Source organism: Pantoea sp. UBA5923 (assembly GCF_002431095.1).
GTDB lineage: Bacteria > Pseudomonadota > Gammaproteobacteria > Enterobacterales > Enterobacteriaceae > Pantoea > Pantoea piersonii.
Map to the genome: position 1 here is coordinate 1 of NZ_DJDN01000035.1, position 14,161 is coordinate 14,161.

The window sequence follows — 14,161 nt, forward strand, 5'->3', positions numbered from 1 at the left end:
GTTACGTTGAAATTGCTCTTTCGCCATGGCGATAATCCTTACTGTTATGCCTTCATCATTGATGAAGGCATCTGTTCACAATTTTTAAACCGTAGCCTTATTTGCTACGAGCTTCAATAACGGCCTGAGCGACGTTGTTCGGCGCATCATCGTACTTCAGGAACTCCATGGAGTAAGAAGCACGGCCTTTCGTCAGAGAACGCAACTGCGTCGCGTATCCGAACATTTCAGACAGCGGAACTTCAGCGTGAATCTGAACGCCGGTAGCGTTAGATTCCTGCCCTTTCAGCATACCACGACGACGGCTCAGGTCACCGATGACGTCACCGGTGTTCTCTTCCGGAGTCTCTACTTCAACCTTCATGATCGGCTCAAGCAGTACCGGCTGCGCTTTCTTAAAGCCATCTTTAAAGGCGATAGAAGCGGCCAGTTTAAACGCCAGCTCTGAGGAGTCCACGTCATGGTAAGAACCGAAGTGCAGACGCACGCCCAGATCAACAACTGGATAACCTGCCAGCGGGCCAGATTTCAGCTGTTCCTGGATGCCTTTGTCAACCGCAGGGATGTATTCGCCAGGAATCACACCACCTTTGATGTCGTTGACAAATTCGTAGCCTTTCGGGTTTGAACCCGGCTCCAGCGGGTACATGTCGATAACAACATGACCGTACTGACCGCGACCACCAGACTGCTTAGCGTGCTTACCTTCGATGTCGGTAACTTTAGAGCGAATCGCTTCGCGGTAAGCTACCTGCGGTTTGCCCACGTTCGCTTCAACGTTGAATTCACGCTTCATGCGGTCAACGATGATGTCGAGGTGCAGCTCACCCATACCGGCGATGATGGTCTGGTTAGACTCTTCGTCAGTCCATACGCGGAATGACGGGTCTTCTTTAGCCAGACGACCCAGAGCCAGACCCATTTTTTCCTGGTCAGCTTTGGTTTTCGGCTCAACGGCGATAGAGATTACCGGCTCCGGGAACTCCATACGTTCCAGGATGATCGGGTTGTTCGGATCACACAGGGTATCACCGGTGATCACGTCTTTCAGACCGATCGCTGCTGCGATGTCGCCTGCGCGAACTTCGCTGATCTCTTCACGCTTGTTGGCGTGCATCTGTACGATACGGCCAAAACGCTCACGAGCAGATTTCACTGAGTTCAGTACGGTGTCACCTGAGTTAACCACGCCAGAGTACACGCGGAAGAAGGTCAGGTTACCCACGAACGGGTCGTTGGCGATTTTGAACGCCAGCGCAGAGAACGGCTCGCTGTCGTCAGCGTGACGCTCAGCCGGAGTATCTTTACCGTCGTCCAGCATACCGTTGATCGCAGGAACGTCAGTCGGTGCCGGCAGGTATTCAACCACGGCATCCAGCATCGCCTGAACACCTTTGTTCTTGAACGCAGAACCACAGGTAACCAGGATGATTTCGTTGCGCAGTACGCGCTGACGCAGAGCAGTTTTGATCTCTTCTTCGCTCAGCTCTTCGCCGCTGAAGAATTTCTCCATCAGCTCTTCAGAAGCTTCTGCTGCAGCTTCGATCAGCTTGCCGCGCCACTCTTCAGCCAGTTCCTGCATCTCAGCCGGGATATCTTCGTAAACGAAGGTAACGCCCTGGTCAGCATCGTTCCAGTTGATGGCTTTCATTTTGATCAGATCAACTACGCCGGTGAAGTTCTCTTCAGCGCCGATTGCCAGCTGCAGCGGAACCGGAGTCGCGCCCAGACGGGATTCGATCTGACCAACAACTTTCAGGAAGTTCGCGCCCATACGGTCCATTTTGTTAACGAACGCGATACGCGGAACTTTATATTTGTTTGCCTGACGCCATACGGTCTCAGACTGCGGCTGCACGCCACCTACAGCACAGTAAACCATTACTGCGCCATCGAGCACACGCATAGAACGTTCTACTTCGATGGTGAAGTCAACGTGTCCCGGGGTGTCGATGATGTTGATACGGTGCGGCTCAAACTGCTTAGCCATACCGGACCAGAATGCGGTGGTCGCTGCAGACGTGATGGTGATACCACGCTCCTGCTCCTGCGCCATCCAGTCCATGGTCGCTGCGCCATCATGCACTTCACCGATTTTGTGGTTAACACCGGTGTAGAACAGGATACGCTCGGTAGTTGTGGTTTTACCGGCGTCGATGTGTGCGCTGATACCAATGTTACGGTAGCGCGCAATGGGTGTTGTACGAGCCATTTGATTCCTCTGATTCTCGGGCGTTCAAAATTAGTCGAACCCAGCGGGTTAGCATTTTGCACGCCCGCTGGTTTAACAACAACTACGTGGCGATTACCAGCGGTAGTGAGCGAACGCCTTGTTGGCTTCTGCCATGCGGTGAACGTCTTCACGTTTCTTAACTGCAGTACCTTTGTTTTCTGCAGCGTCAGAAAGTTCGTTCGCCAGGCGGAGAGCCATAGATTTATCACCGCGTTTACGAGCAGCTTCTACGATCCAGCGCATTGCCAGAGCATTACGACGAACCGGACGGACTTCTACTGGAACCTGATAAGTAGAACCACCAACGCGACGTGACTTAACTTCGACAGTCGGGCGCACGTTTTCGAGGGCTACTTCAAAGGCTTCCAGCTCGTTTTTACCAGAACGCTGAGCCAGGGTCTCAAGCGCAGTATAAACGATTGATTCAGCAGTAGATTTTTTACCATCTACCATCAGGATATTTACAAATTTGGCCAGCAGCTCTGATCCGAACTTAGGATCCGGCAGAATTTTACGCTGACCAATGACGCGACGACGTGGCATGGAAATACTCCGTTGTTAATTCAGGATTGTCCAAAACTCTACGAGTTTAGTTTGACATTTAAGTTAAAACGTTTGGCCTTACTTAACGGAGAACCATTAAGCCTTTGGCTTCTTCACGCCATACTTGGAGCGAGCCTGCTTACGGTCTTTAACACCTGAGCAGTCCAGCGCGCCACGAACGGTGTGGTAACGCACACCTGGCAGGTCTTTAACACGACCGCCACGGATCAGGATCACGGAGTGTTCCTGCAGGTTATGACCTTCACCGCCGATATAGGAGGTAACTTCAAAACCGTTAGTCAGACGAACACGGCAAACTTTACGCAGTGCTGAGTTCGGTTTTTTCGGAGTGGTGGTGTACACACGAGTACAAACACCACGTTTTTGCGGGCAAGCTTCCAGCGCAGGCACGTTGCTCTTTGCAACTTTGCGTACGCGTGGTTTGCGAACCAGCTGGTTAACTGTTGCCATTAAATAGCTCCTGGATTAGCTTTTGCTTCGTAAACACGTAATAAATCGCCTCGTATTACTACGAGGACGCAGAATTTTAGGGCTGAGCCAATAGGGTGTCAAGAAATAACCAGGCTTTACGACATTACCAGGTCATCTGCTGCTGATGTTTTTCAGTGAGCGCGACGAAACCAGTATAGTCCACCGGCCTTACTTTGGCTGAAATTTGACCACCAAGCCCGCGCGCGGTCACATCTTCCGTCAGGACCCATAAGGCCGCAGGCGAGGCGAGAAGCTGGCTCAACGCGCTGCTGCCTTCCAGCGCGCCCAGCACGCCGTCCTGCAACAACAGCAAATCGTCTTCCGCCGTCAGCAACAGCAGTAGCGTATTGAGGTCGCTGTAATAAGGTGAATGCATCAGGGTGTGCAACATAGCGCGCTCTTAAAAGGTGATGATGCGATCGTAGGTCGCTAACTGTTGCCGCAGCGCTGCGGCATCCAGAATGCCGACGTCCAGCACGCGCGCGCCCTCTTCCGCCAGGCCGCGTTCGCGCAACGCCTCGCGGCTGATATAGCAATGTTCAATATCATACAGCGCCAGCACGCCAAACGTGGCGGCGTGATTGCGGGCCAGAATAATTTCCGGCTGCTGGCCGGGCGTCAGCTGCAGTACCCCGTCGCCAATAAAGAACAGGCCTATCGACTCGCTCAGCGCGCCGGTCGCCAGCGCGGCATCGAGCCCTTCGCGGCCAGCGCTGCTGCCGTGTGGCGCGCGGGTAAAAACAAAGGCGACGCGATTCATTAAAACTGCACCAGTCGATCGCAGCCAAGCGCGGCTTCCGCCAGCGCGCCCAGACCGCTGAGTTCAAACCCCGGCTGTAAGTTGCTGCCTGCCAGCTGCAGCCGCTCCGCCTCCTGCGCATCGGTAACGCCGCGGCGCAGCGCGGCGGCTACGCAAATATTCAACGCCACGCCCTGCTCTTCATGCAGCGCAAGCCAGGCGCGCACGATATCCGCCTCGTCGCTGGCCGGCGCGGTCAGCTCATTGGCGTTCAGCACGCCCTCGCGGTAAAAGAAAACGCTCTGCAGCTGATGACCGGCGGCCAGCAGCGCGCGGGCGAACAGCAAGGCGCTGCTCGCCTGCTGCGTGCCGTAAGCCGGGCCGGTCACCAGCAGGGTATAACGCATCAGCGCTCCTGCCCCTGAAAGTCCCCGCTCTTAAACTGGCGGATATAGAGGTAAACGGTGTGCTTGGAGATATTGAGGCGATCCGCAACCTGATTGATCGCGTCTTTAATATCGAAGATGCCTTTCTCATAAAGATTCAGCACGATCTGGCGGTTCTTGGCGTTGTTGGAGACGTTGCGATCGGCGCTCACCTCTTCAATGGTGAACTCCAGCGTCTGCGTCACCAGATCTTCTACCGAGCTGGCGAAGTTAACGTTCGAATCTACCTGATGCATTTCTGGCGGCATAAAGGTCGACATTATCTGCGAGAAAGGCACATCGAGGTTCATATTGATGCACAACAGCCCAATCACGCGCTGCTGCCGGTTACGTATTGCGATGGTGACCGACTTCATCAGCACGCCGCTTTTGGCGCGGGTGAAGTAGGCGCGGGAAACGTTGCTATCTGCGCCGTGCATATCGTGCAGCATGCGCAGCGCCAGATCGGTAATCGGCGAGCCCACTTTACGACCGGTATGTTCGCCGTTAGCGATACGCACCGCCGAACATTTCAGATCTTCCAGCGAGTGCAGCACGATTTCGCAGTGCGAACCAATCAGCATCGCCAGGCCGTCGACGACTGCCTCATAAGATTTGAGGATATCGTAGTCCGCTTGCTCGAACGGACGCTGCTCCAGTAAATCGAAGTCGCTCAGTTCGCCGGGATTGAATGGATTTGACATCGAAGACATTACCCTAAATGGCTGGAGCCTGTCTCAGCGCAGCGGGCAGACTCTTTTTATTGGGAAAGTTATGCAGGGGATAGTCTGGCAAATGTCGCACGCTTATGCCAGAGCTTTGTCACAGGCGGGAAATGAAACCGCCGCCCGAAGGCGGCGGCAGACAGATTATTGAGATTTCTTCGCGTCGGCGGCAGGCGCCTGCGCTTTCTCATCTGCTTTAGGCGCCGGTTTGATGTCGAGCAGTTCAACATCGAACACCAGCGTAGAGTTGGCCGGAATGCCCGGCACGCCGTTTTTACCGTAGGCGAGCTGCGGCGGGATCACCAGCTTGATTTTACCGCCTTTCTTCACGTGCTTCAGACCTTCAGTCCAGCCCGGAATAACGCCGTCGAGACGGAAAGAGAGCGGTTCGCCGCGCGTATAAGAGTTGTCGAATTCGGTGCCGTCGATCAGCGTGCCTTTGTAGTTTACTACAACGGTATCGCTGTCTTTCGGCGCATCGCCGGTGCCTTCTTTCTCTACTTTATACAGCAGGCCAGATTCGGTTTTCTTCACGCCGCTCTCTTTGGCGAACTTGCTGGCGAAAGCGGTGCCTTTATCGGCGTTCTCTTTCGCGTCTTTTTCCATCTTCGCCTGTGCTGCGCCTTTCACGCGGCTTTCAAAGGCCTGCAGGGTCTGCTCGATCTCCTGGTCAGAGAGCTTGCTCTTACCGCCGAATGCATCCTGAACGCCCGCAATCAGCTGGTCTTTGTCCAGCTTGATGCCCAGTTTCTCCTGTTCCTTCAGGGAGTTGTCCATGTAGCGACCCAGCGAGGCGCCCAGAGCGTATGCCGATTGCTGATCTTCGTTTTTGAAGGCCGCATTTTTCGGTGCCTGGGGTGCCGCATCGCTCGCAGCCGGTGCTGCAGTCGCTTCGGCTGCCATCGCCAGCGGCGCGTTCAGCGCGATGGCCATGGTGGTGGCTAACATTGTGACTTTAAACAGTGATTTCATCCTTTCTCCAAAACCGAAGCGTCTCACCTCGGGAATTATTGCGGACTAAAGCTCCACACTATAACTGTACGCGGCAGCGGCGAACACTCCCGCAGCGTAATTACCCGGCTCTCCTCCGACCTTTTTTGCATCAGGAAGTTTCATCAGAGATGATGCTGCGGCAGACGTTATTCAACCCCTGTCAGGCGAAGCGGCAAAGAAATGGGGTGATTCTTACCGGGGAAACCGTAAAATCAGCGGCTGATGCGAGATTCGCCGCGTCACACTATAAGGAGAGGTCATGCAACAATCAGAGTGGGAACAACGGCTTGAAGCGCTGGAAAGCAAGCTGGCCTTTCAGGAGCTGACTATCGAGCAGCTTAATCAAACGGTGGTGCAGCACGAGCTGGAGATGGCGAAGATGCGCGAGCAGCAGCGCCTGCTGCTGGATAAGCTGAAAGCGGCCGCGCCGTCGATGATTGCGTCGCAGTCGGAAGAGACGCCGCCGCCGCATTACTGACAGGTTCCGAATGGCTGCGCACTCTTCGAACGCAAGGCAAAAAAAAGCCACCTGCGAAGGTGGCCTTTGAAAGCTGGATAGCTTAGTGGTTGCAGCCGCAACCGCCGTGGCTGCCGCAGCCGCCGTTGCCGTGGTCATGACCATGGTCGTGATCGTGGTCATGATCGTGACCGTGTTCGCCGTGGACGTGACCGTGTGCCAGCTCTTCCGGGGTCGCTTCGCGGATCGCGACAACTTCCACGTTGAAGTTCAGGTTCTGGCCTGCCAGCATATGGTTGCCGTCAACCACAACGTGCTCGTCTTCCACTTCGGTGATTTCGACCGGAACCGGACCCTGGTCAGTTTCCGCCAGGAAGCGCATGCCAACCTGCAGTTCGTCAACGCCCATAAACACGTCTTTAGGTACGCGCTGCACCAGGTTGTCGTCGTACTGGCCGTATGCATCGTTAGCCGGAATATGCACGTCAAACTTGTCGCCGACCGCATGATTTTCCAGCGCTTTTTCCAGACCAGAAATCAGGGAACCATGACCGTGCAGATAGTCTAACGGCGCACTTACCGGCGACTCGTCAACCAACACACCATCTTCTGTACGTACCTGATAGGCCAGGCTCACCACCAGGTCTTTTGCTACTTTCATGATATCTCCTAACCGTTGAGAACTGAGATCCCGTCTCATTGGTCTATTCTTACGTGCAATAACACCAACCAGAAAGGTTCGGGGCTGAGGCCGCGCCTTGCGCTACGCGATTAACCTCAGCGTTAGTGGCGCCGATTGTATCGGAATTCAATCCCACTGTAAGTTTAAGCGTAAAAAAAGCTGCGCCATTTCGCTACTCTGGATGGAAAATACCGATCACTTGCTCCTGGCTGCGAACCTGATCGCGGATCTGCTTATCCGCCTCGCGCATCTGGTGTCCGCATTTTACGCATTCCACTACGTCGACGTTGTTTTCACGCCACATCGCCAGCGAGTCTTTTTCCTGACAGTGCGGACAAACCGCACCGGCAATAAATCGTTTACGCATGTTGGTTAACCTGTGTTGCTGTTACTGATCTTCGTCCCAGTCGTCAAACTGCCGTTTCTCATGCTGCATCTCGCGCTGGAAAATATCCTCCAGCTCGCGCCGCGCCTCGCGCACGCGGGAAATCTGCGCGTTGTCGGCGTGGTTCGGCATAAGCTCGCGCAGCATACGCATATCCAGACGACGGAAGTGCAGCTGCGCACGCTGCGCCTGGTGCGGATGCATACCAACCGAAATCAGCGCCTTACGTCCCAGCTCCAGCGCGCTGGAGAAGGTTTCGCGTGAGAACTGCGTCACGCCCGCCAGCAGCAGCTCGTGCGCCTCTACGCGTCCGCGCGCTCGCGCCACGATCTCCAGCTGCGGAAAGTGCTGCTGACAAAGGTGTACGATCGCCATGGTATCTTCTGGCTCGTTACAGGTAATCACGATCGACTGCGCGCTGGCCGCACCGGCAGCGCGCAGCAGTTCAAGCTCGGTCGCATCGCCATAGTAAACCTTATAGCCATACTTGCGCATCAGGCTTACCGCGCTGATGTCGCGCTCCAGCACTGTGATCCTTTTATTATTAGCCATCAGCAGACGACCGACCACCTGCCCCATTCGGCCGAAGCCCACCACGATTACCTGCGGCTGGTCATCTTCGACAAAAGGTTTTTCGCCATCTTCATCGACTTCATTAAAGCGCCGCGCCAGCAGTTTATCGATCCCCTGCATCAGCAGCGGCGTGGTCATCATCGACAGCGTGACCGTCACCAGCAGCAGCGGCAGCTGATCGCCGGCGAAAAGATGCGCCGATGAAGCAGCGGAAAAGAGCACAAAGGCGAATTCGCCGCCCTGGCTCAGCACGCCGGCGAACTGCTGACGCTCGGAGCTACGCAGGCCGTAGACGCGCGCCAGCACATAGAGCACCAGCGTCTTCACCGTGACCAGAATCAGCACGCCGAGCAGGATCTCCAGAATATGGGTATAGAGTACGCCAAGGTTAAGCGCCATGCCGACAGAGATAAAGAACAGCCCGAGCAGCAAACCTTTAAACGGGTCAATGGCGACTTCCAGTTCGTGGCGGTACTCGCTCTCCGCCAGCAGGATACCGGCAATAAAAGTGCCCAGCGCCATCGACAGTCCGAGCGCATCCATAAACAGCGCCGAGCCCAGCACCAGCAGCAGAGCGGCGGCGGTAAAGACCTCACGAACGCCGGAAGCGGCGATAAAGCGGAAAATCGGCCGCAGCAGGTAGCGTCCGCCCACCAGCATGCCGGCAAACGCCAGCACTTTCATGCCGACCTTCATCCAGTCGATACTGCCGCTATCGCTGCCCGCCAGCAGCGGCACCAGCGCCAGCGCCGGGATTACCGCCAGGTCCTGGAACAGCAGCACCGAGAAGCCGAGCTGCCCCGCCTCGCTGCGGTTCATGCCTTTGTCGCGCATCAACTGCAGCGCCATCGCGGTTGAGGACATGGCGAGGCCGATGCCGCCAATCACCGCCGCCTGCCAGCTAAAGTTGCTCAGCCACAGCAGCGCGCCGAGGATGCCGGCGGAGATAAGCACCTGCGCCGCGCCGACGCCGAAAATCGAACGCCGCAGCGCCCAGAGTTTCGACGGGTTCAGTTCCAGCCCGATGATAAACATCAGGAAAACTACGCCCAGCTCCGAGAAGTGCAGGATCTCATCGACGTCGCTGATAAAACCCAGCCCCCAGGGGCCGATGGCGATCCCGGCTACCAGGTAGCCCAGCACAGCGCCAATGCCAAGGCGTGCAGCGATGGGTACAATCAGCACCGCCGCCACCAGATAGATAACGCCTGCGGTCAGCAGCGTTTGTCCTTCCATCAGAGACCTCCGTTGGGCAGCGGCGCGGCAAGCCATTCGCCATAGGCGCGAGCAAAGTGGCTCATCACCTCTTTCGGCTGTCGACGCGCCCAGTAAAGGATCATCGGCGTCATCCAGTGCATGCGGCACATCTGCGCGGTCAGTTCGAACGGACGCATAATGTCCGACATCGGATAGCGGTTAAGGCCGTTCTGATGATAGGCCGTCTCCGGCTCGCCGGTGGTGATCACGCTGCGCCAGTATTTGCCTTCCAGCGCGTTGCCGCCGACGCCGCTGGCGAAGCCGCGCGACAGCACGCGGTCCAGCCACTCCTTCAGCAGCGCAGGACAGCTATAGGTATAGAGCGGGTGCTGAAAAACGATAACCTGATGCTCGCGCAGCAGCTGCTGTTCATAGTGAATATCAATAAAGAAATCAGGATAGTGCGCGTACAGATCGTGTACGGTAACGTTCGCCTGTTTCTGCGCCGACTGCAGCAGAACCCGATTCGCTATCGACTCCTGCGTTTCCGGGTGGGCATAAAGCAGCAAAACTTTTGCTGGCTGCGACATAGTTATCCTCTTCCAAAGCGTCGTCATAGCGGCGGTTTTCCGCTACCATGCACGACGCGACACCCTCTAATTATGTGGTGGGTAAATTAACATATTCTGACGATACGGCGCTTATGATTGTCTTTTCTTCTCTGCAAATCCGCCGCGGCGTCCGCGTGCTGCTCGATAACGCTTCCGCCACCATCAACCCCGGCCAGAAAGTTGGTCTGGTGGGTAAAAACGGCTGCGGCAAATCGACCCTGCTGTCGCTGTTAAAAGGCGAGATCAGCAGCGACGCGGGCAGCGTGACCTTTCCCGGCAACTGGGCGCTGGCCTGGGTTAACCAGGAGACCCCGGCGCTGAGCAAAGCGGCGCTGGAATACGTTATCGACGGCGATCGTGAATATCGTCAGCTTGAGGCGGAGCTGGCGGACGCCAACCAGCGCAACGACGGCAACGCCATCGCGCTACTGCATGGCAAGCTGGACGCGATCCAGGCCTGGAGCATTCACGCTCGCGCCTCCAGCCTGCTACACGGCCTCGGCTTTAGCCAGGAGCAGCTTAACCGGCCGGTAAGCGACTTTTCCGGCGGCTGGCGCATGCGCCTTAACCTCGCGCAGGCGCTGGTATGCCGTTCCGATCTCCTGCTGCTCGACGAACCGACTAACCACCTGGATCTCGACGCGGTAATCTGGCTGGAGCGCTGGCTGAAAAGCTATGAAGGCACCCTGATCCTGATCTCGCACGATCGCGACTTCCTCGATCCGGTCGTGGATAAGATCATTCATATCGAGCAGGAAACCCTCTACGAATACACCGGCAACTACAGCTCCTTCGAACGGCAGCGCGTCGCTAAGCTTGCGCAGCAGCAGGCACTGTTCGAAAGCCAGCAGGAGAAAGTGGCGCACCTGCAAAGCTATATTGACCGCTTCCGCGCCAAAGCCTCTAAAGCGAAACAGGCGCAGAGCCGTATCAAGATGCTGGAACGCATGGAGATGATCGCGCCGGCTCACGTCGATAACCCGTTCAGCTTCAGCTTCCGCGCGCCGGAAAGCCTGCCGAATCCGCTGCTGAAGATGGAAAAAGTCACCGCTGGCTATGGCGAGCGCATCATTCTCGACGCCATCAAGCTCAATCTGGTGCCCGGCTCGCGCATTGGTCTGCTGGGCCGCAACGGCGCAGGCAAATCGACCCTGATTAAGCTGCTGGCGGGCGAGCTGACCCCGCTTGAGGGCGAAGTCGGACTGGCGAAGGGCATCAAGCTCGGCTATTTCGCGCAGCATCAGCTGGAGTATCTGCGTAGCGACGAGTCGCCGCTGCAGCATCTGGCGCGCATTGCGCCGAAGGTGCTGGAACAGCAGCTGCGCGACTACCTTGGCGGCTTCGGCTTTCAGGGTGATAAGGTCAGCGAAGTCACGGCGCGCTTCTCCGGCGGCGAAAAGGCGCGGCTGGTGCTGGCGCTGATCGTCTGGCAGCGCCCTAACCTGCTGCTGCTCGACGAACCAACCAACCACCTCGATCTCGATATGCGGCAGGCGCTGACCGAAGCGCTGATCGATTTTGAGGGCGCACTGGTGGTGGTTTCGCACGACCGTCATCTGCTGCGCGCCACCACCGACGATCTCTATCTGGTGCATGACGGCAAGGTTGATGTCTTTCCCGGCGATCTTGAAGATTACCAGCAGTGGCTGAGCGACCTGCAGAAGCAGCAGGCGCAGGCGGACGCCGCGCCGAAGCAGGACAACGGCAACAGCGCGCAGGCGCGTAAAGATCAGAAGCGACGCGACGCCGAGCTGCGCGCCCAGACGCAGCCGCTGCGCAAAGAGATCGAGAAGCTGGAGAAGCAGATGGCGAAATGGCAGAGCCAGCTCACCGAAGCGGAAACGCAGCTTGCCGATGGCGATATCTACGATCCCAGCCGTAAAGCGGATCTGACCGCCGCGCTGCAGCGCCAGGGGGAGAGCAAAGCGGCACTGGAGGAGGTCGAGATGGCGTGGCTGGATGCCCAGGAACAGCTTGAGGCGATGCTGGCAAGCTAGTAGCACCAGCCTTAAAACGGTCGTACCGGCGCGGCAACGCAGTCGCAGCCCGGTACGGACGTTTTAATATATTTACACCGCAGCCCGGTACGGACATTTAAAAAGGCCGATCCCCCAGCACCGTCGCCCGATGCATCACCCGCCTTGCCGGATAGTAATCCGCATTCGCATAGTGCTGCGTCACGCGATTATCCCAGATCGCTACGTCATTCGGCTGCCAGCGCCAGCGCACCTGGAACTCCGGCTTAGTGGCATGGGCGTATAAGAGCGCAAGTACGGCGTCGCTCTCTTTTTCGCTCAGCTCCACAATCCGCGTAGTGAATCCTTCGTTAACGAACAGCGCCTTGCGTCCGCTTACCGGATGAGTGCGGATCACCGGGTGCTGCACCGGCGGATGCTTCGCTACCGCCTCCTGCCAGCGCTGGTGCTCCTCTGCGGTACGGCGATATTTATACTCCTGGAACGATTTTTTGAAATCGTGCTCGGCGTGCAGCCCTTCCAGCAGGGTTTTGAGCGGCGCCGAGAGGGCTTCAAAGGCGGCGATGCCGCTTGCCCACAAGGTATCGCCGCCCGACTCAGGCAAAAGCTTCGACGCCAGAATCGCGACCGCCGGCGGCGTGTTGATAAAGGTAACGTCGGTGTGCCAGTTATCGTTGTCCGGCGGATTATCCTGGTGGGTATCCAGCACGATAATCTCCTCTACGCCTTCAGCGTGCGGGTAAACCGGATGAATATGCAGGTCGCCGAAGCGCGCCGCCAGCGCGCGCTGCTGGTGCGGCGTAATCAGCTGATCGCGCAGAAACAGCACCTGATGGCGCAGCAGCGCGTGATAGAGCTGCTCAAACTGGGTGTCGCTGAGCGGTCGGGTTAAATCGAGATTCGACACCTGCGCGCCAATATAAGGGCCGAGCGCCGTGATATTCAGCTTTTCATTCATTGTTGTTCTCCGTTCCAGGGCGTCAGGCGACGCTGCAGGGCGCGCAGCCCAAGTTCTAAGGTAAAAGCAATCAGCGCGATAACCGCGATACCCGCCAGCACCACGTCGGTTGCCAGAAATTCTCCGGCGGACTGCACCATAAATCCCAGCCCGCGCGTCGCGGCGATCAGCTCTGCCGCCACCAGCGTCGACCAGCCGACACCTAAGCCGATACGCAGCCCCGTCAGGATCTCCGGCAGCGCGCCAGGCAGGATCACCCAGCGCAGCAATTGCCAGCGGCTGGCACCCAGCGACTGCGCAGCGCGGATGCGTACCTGCTGCGTATTACGCACGCCCGCCAGGGTCGAAAGCGTCACCGGCGCGAAGATGGCCAGATAGATCAGGAGGATTTTCGAGGTCTCGCCGATGCCGAACCAAATCACCATCAGCGGCAAATAGGCGAGCGGCGGCACAGGACGGTAAAGCTCAATCAGCGGATCGAGCAGGCCGCGCACCGCCGGACTCAGGCCCATGGCGATGCCGACCGGAATACCGATCGCTGCCGCGGCGAACAGCGCAACCAGCATGCGCGTCAGGCTGGCGGCGAGATGCTGCCACAGCGTGGCGTCCATAAACCCCTGAGGACTGGCGATCAGCAGCAGCTTGCTCAGCACCTGCTGCGGCGCAGGCAAAAACAGCGGGCTAATCAGGCCCAGCGCCGTAACGCTCCACCAGATCAGCAGCAGCAGCGCCAGGCTCAGCAGGCTGAGGCTGAACGGGCGGGAAAAAGGCCAGCGCAGACGACGCGCCGCGGTGGTTTTATCGCTGATGACCGCGCTCATACAAACGCCTCCCGCTGTTCGAATACCCGATTCAGCACATATTCGCGCTGTTCAATAAAAGCGGGATCGGATTTGATGGCGCGGCAGGGCTCGCCAGCGGCGAAGCGCTGGCCGAAGTTAAGCTTCAGGCGCTCCACAATGCGGCCCGGCCCCGGTGAAAGCAGCACCAGCTCGCTGGCGAGGAATACCGCTTCTTCTATATCGTGGGTAATCAGGAAAATTTGTTTGCCGCTGTCGCGCCACAGCGTCAGCAGCAGGGTCTGCATCTGCTCGCGGGTAAAGGCATCCAGCGCGCCAAAGGGCTCGTCAAGCAGCAGCAGCTGCGGATCCGCCGCCAGCGCGCGTGCGATG

At 57.4% G+C, this 14,161-nt stretch carries 16 protein-coding genes and 1 pseudogene; 2 read left to right on the forward strand and 15 right to left on the reverse strand.

The window, feature by feature from the left end; genetic code table 11:
- Positions 1-97 precede the first annotated feature (97 nt).
- The 8 genes from fusA to fkpA all read right to left on the reverse strand — a co-directional run bounded on the left by fusA (position 98) and on the right by fkpA (position 6,129).
- Positions 98-2,212, reverse strand: a complete 2,115-nt coding sequence (fusA, locus tag B3797_RS08985) for an elongation factor G (RefSeq protein WP_311784124.1) — start codon at positions 2,210-2,212, stop codon at positions 98-100.
- A 93-nt stretch (positions 2,213-2,305) separates the two neighbouring features.
- Positions 2,306-2,776: a 30S ribosomal protein S7 gene (rpsG, locus tag B3797_RS08990; protein WP_013510774.1), complete on the reverse strand. Its 471-nt coding sequence runs from the start codon at positions 2,774-2,776 to the stop codon at positions 2,306-2,308.
- Between the two features lie 96 nt (positions 2,777-2,872).
- Positions 2,873-3,247, reverse strand: coding sequence for a 30S ribosomal protein S12 (gene rpsL, locus B3797_RS08995; protein ID WP_003852912.1), 375 nt, complete (start codon positions 3,245-3,247; stop codon positions 2,873-2,875).
- A gap of 124 nt (positions 3,248-3,371) precedes the next feature.
- Positions 3,372-3,659 carry a sulfurtransferase complex subunit TusB gene (gene tusB, locus B3797_RS09000; RefSeq protein WP_311784123.1) on the reverse strand — a complete coding sequence of 96 codons (288 nt, stop codon included), beginning with the start codon at positions 3,657-3,659 and terminating at the stop codon, positions 3,372-3,374.
- 9 nt (positions 3,660-3,668) lie between these two features.
- Positions 3,669-4,028 (reverse strand): sulfurtransferase complex subunit TusC, encoded by a 360-nt coding sequence (tusC, locus tag B3797_RS09005; RefSeq protein WP_311784122.1) that lies wholly within the window; start codon positions 4,026-4,028, stop codon positions 3,669-3,671.
- On the reverse strand, positions 4,028-4,414 hold the full coding sequence (gene tusD / locus B3797_RS09010) for a sulfurtransferase complex subunit TusD (protein WP_126689783.1): 387 nt from the start codon (positions 4,412-4,414) through the stop codon (positions 4,028-4,030). The genes tusC and tusD overlap by 1 nt, the downstream gene beginning before the upstream one ends.
- Positions 4,414-5,136 (reverse strand): helix-turn-helix transcriptional regulator, encoded by a 723-nt coding sequence (locus B3797_RS09015; protein ID WP_120457354.1) that lies wholly within the window; start codon positions 5,134-5,136, stop codon positions 4,414-4,416. Before B3797_RS09015 ends, tusD begins: the two co-directional genes overlap by 1 nt.
- A 165-nt stretch (positions 5,137-5,301) precedes the next feature.
- Complete coding sequence (fkpA, locus tag B3797_RS09020; RefSeq protein ID WP_120457352.1) at positions 5,302-6,129, reverse strand: FKBP-type peptidyl-prolyl cis-trans isomerase; 828 nt, start codon at positions 6,127-6,129, stop codon at positions 5,302-5,304.
- A 280-nt stretch (positions 6,130-6,409) separates the two neighbouring features.
- Between fkpA and B3797_RS09025 the strand changes: the two genes are divergently transcribed.
- Complete coding sequence (locus tag B3797_RS09025; protein ID WP_120457351.1) at positions 6,410-6,628, forward strand: SlyX family protein; 219 nt, start codon at positions 6,410-6,412, stop codon at positions 6,626-6,628.
- An 82-nt stretch (positions 6,629-6,710) separates the two neighbouring features.
- Here the strand turns inward: B3797_RS09025 and slyD are convergent, their stop codons facing one another.
- The 4 genes from slyD to kefG form a co-directional block, all read right to left on the reverse strand.
- Positions 6,711-7,268: a peptidylprolyl isomerase gene (gene slyD, locus B3797_RS09030; RefSeq protein ID WP_311784121.1), complete on the reverse strand. Its 558-nt coding sequence runs from the start codon at positions 7,266-7,268 to the stop codon at positions 6,711-6,713.
- Between the two features lie 193 nt (positions 7,269-7,461).
- The gene (locus tag B3797_RS09035) at positions 7,462-7,656 is read right to left on the reverse strand and encodes a YheV family putative zinc ribbon protein (RefSeq protein ID WP_311784120.1); all 195 of its coding nucleotides are present in this window, start codon (positions 7,654-7,656) and stop codon (positions 7,462-7,464) included.
- A gap of 21 nt (positions 7,657-7,677) precedes the next feature.
- Positions 7,678-9,483, reverse strand: a complete 1,806-nt coding sequence (kefB, locus tag B3797_RS09040) for a glutathione-regulated potassium-efflux system protein KefB (protein WP_311784119.1) — start codon at positions 9,481-9,483, stop codon at positions 7,678-7,680.
- Entirely contained in the window at positions 9,483-10,034 is a 552-nt protein-coding gene (kefG, locus tag B3797_RS09045) for a glutathione-regulated potassium-efflux system ancillary protein KefG (protein WP_311784118.1), read from the reverse strand. The genes kefB and kefG overlap by 1 nt, the downstream gene beginning before the upstream one ends.
- A gap of 113 nt (positions 10,035-10,147) precedes the next feature.
- Between kefG and B3797_RS09050 the strand changes: the two genes are divergently transcribed.
- On the forward strand, positions 10,148-12,052 hold the full coding sequence (locus tag B3797_RS09050) for an ABC transporter ATP-binding protein (RefSeq protein WP_311790912.1): 1,905 nt from the start codon (positions 10,148-10,150) through the stop codon (positions 12,050-12,052).
- A gap of 97 nt (positions 12,053-12,149) precedes the next feature.
- Here the strand turns inward: B3797_RS09050 and tauD are convergent, their stop codons facing one another.
- From tauD to tauB, 3 genes and pseudogenes are all read right to left on the reverse strand, one after another.
- A complete protein-coding gene (gene tauD / locus B3797_RS09055; RefSeq protein ID WP_311790913.1) occupies positions 12,150-12,989 on the reverse strand; it encodes a taurine dioxygenase in 840 nt (279 codons plus the stop codon).
- Positions 12,986-13,810 carry a taurine ABC transporter permease TauC gene (gene tauC / locus B3797_RS09060; protein ID WP_311790914.1) on the reverse strand — a complete coding sequence of 275 codons (825 nt, stop codon included), beginning with the start codon at positions 13,808-13,810 and terminating at the stop codon, positions 12,986-12,988. Before tauC ends, tauD begins: the two co-directional genes overlap by 4 nt.
- Positions 13,807-14,161, reverse strand: a pseudogene (gene tauB / locus B3797_RS09065) (taurine ABC transporter ATP-binding subunit); the annotation flags it as partial. The gene tauC and the pseudogene tauB, both read right to left, overlap by 4 nt.

Excerpts from the sequence above, each read along its gene's own strand:
- fusA (WP_311784124.1), bottom strand. The coding sequence starts at position 2,212 with ATGGCTCGTACAACACCCATTGCGCGCTACCGTAACATTGGTATCAGC.
- rpsG (WP_013510774.1), bottom strand. The coding sequence starts at position 2,776 with ATGCCACGTCGTCGCGTCATTGGTCAGCGTAAAATTCTGCCGGATCCT.
- rpsL (WP_003852912.1), bottom strand. The coding sequence starts at position 3,247 with ATGGCAACAGTTAACCAGCTGGTTCGCAAACCACGCGTACGCAAAGTT.
- tusB (WP_311784123.1), bottom strand. The coding sequence starts at position 3,659 with ATGTTGCACACCCTGATGCATTCACCTTATTACAGCGACCTCAATACG.
- tusC (WP_311784122.1), bottom strand. The coding sequence starts at position 4,028 with ATGAATCGCGTCGCCTTTGTTTTTACCCGCGCGCCACACGGCAGCAGC.
- tusD (WP_126689783.1), bottom strand. The coding sequence starts at position 4,414 with ATGCGTTATACCCTGCTGGTGACCGGCCCGGCTTACGGCACGCAGCAG.
- B3797_RS09015 (WP_120457354.1), bottom strand. The coding sequence starts at position 5,136 with ATGTCAAATCCATTCAATCCCGGCGAACTGAGCGACTTCGATTTACTG.
- fkpA (WP_120457352.1), bottom strand. The coding sequence starts at position 6,129 with ATGAAATCACTGTTTAAAGTCACAATGTTAGCCACCACCATGGCCATC.
- B3797_RS09025 (WP_120457351.1), top strand. The coding sequence starts at position 6,410 with ATGCAACAATCAGAGTGGGAACAACGGCTTGAAGCGCTGGAAAGCAAG.
- slyD (WP_311784121.1), bottom strand. The coding sequence starts at position 7,268 with ATGAAAGTAGCAAAAGACCTGGTGGTGAGCCTGGCCTATCAGGTACGT.
- B3797_RS09035 (WP_311784120.1), bottom strand. The coding sequence starts at position 7,656 with ATGCGTAAACGATTTATTGCCGGTGCGGTTTGTCCGCACTGTCAGGAA.
- kefB (WP_311784119.1), bottom strand. The coding sequence starts at position 9,483 with ATGGAAGGACAAACGCTGCTGACCGCAGGCGTTATCTATCTGGTGGCG.
- kefG (WP_311784118.1), bottom strand. The coding sequence starts at position 10,034 with ATGTCGCAGCCAGCAAAAGTTTTGCTGCTTTATGCCCACCCGGAAACG.
- B3797_RS09050 (WP_311790912.1), top strand. The coding sequence starts at position 10,148 with ATGATTGTCTTTTCTTCTCTGCAAATCCGCCGCGGCGTCCGCGTGCTG.
- tauD (WP_311790913.1), bottom strand. The coding sequence starts at position 12,989 with ATGAATGAAAAGCTGAATATCACGGCGCTCGGCCCTTATATTGGCGCG.
- tauC (WP_311790914.1), bottom strand. The coding sequence starts at position 13,810 with ATGAGCGCGGTCATCAGCGATAAAACCACCGCGGCGCGTCGTCTGCGC.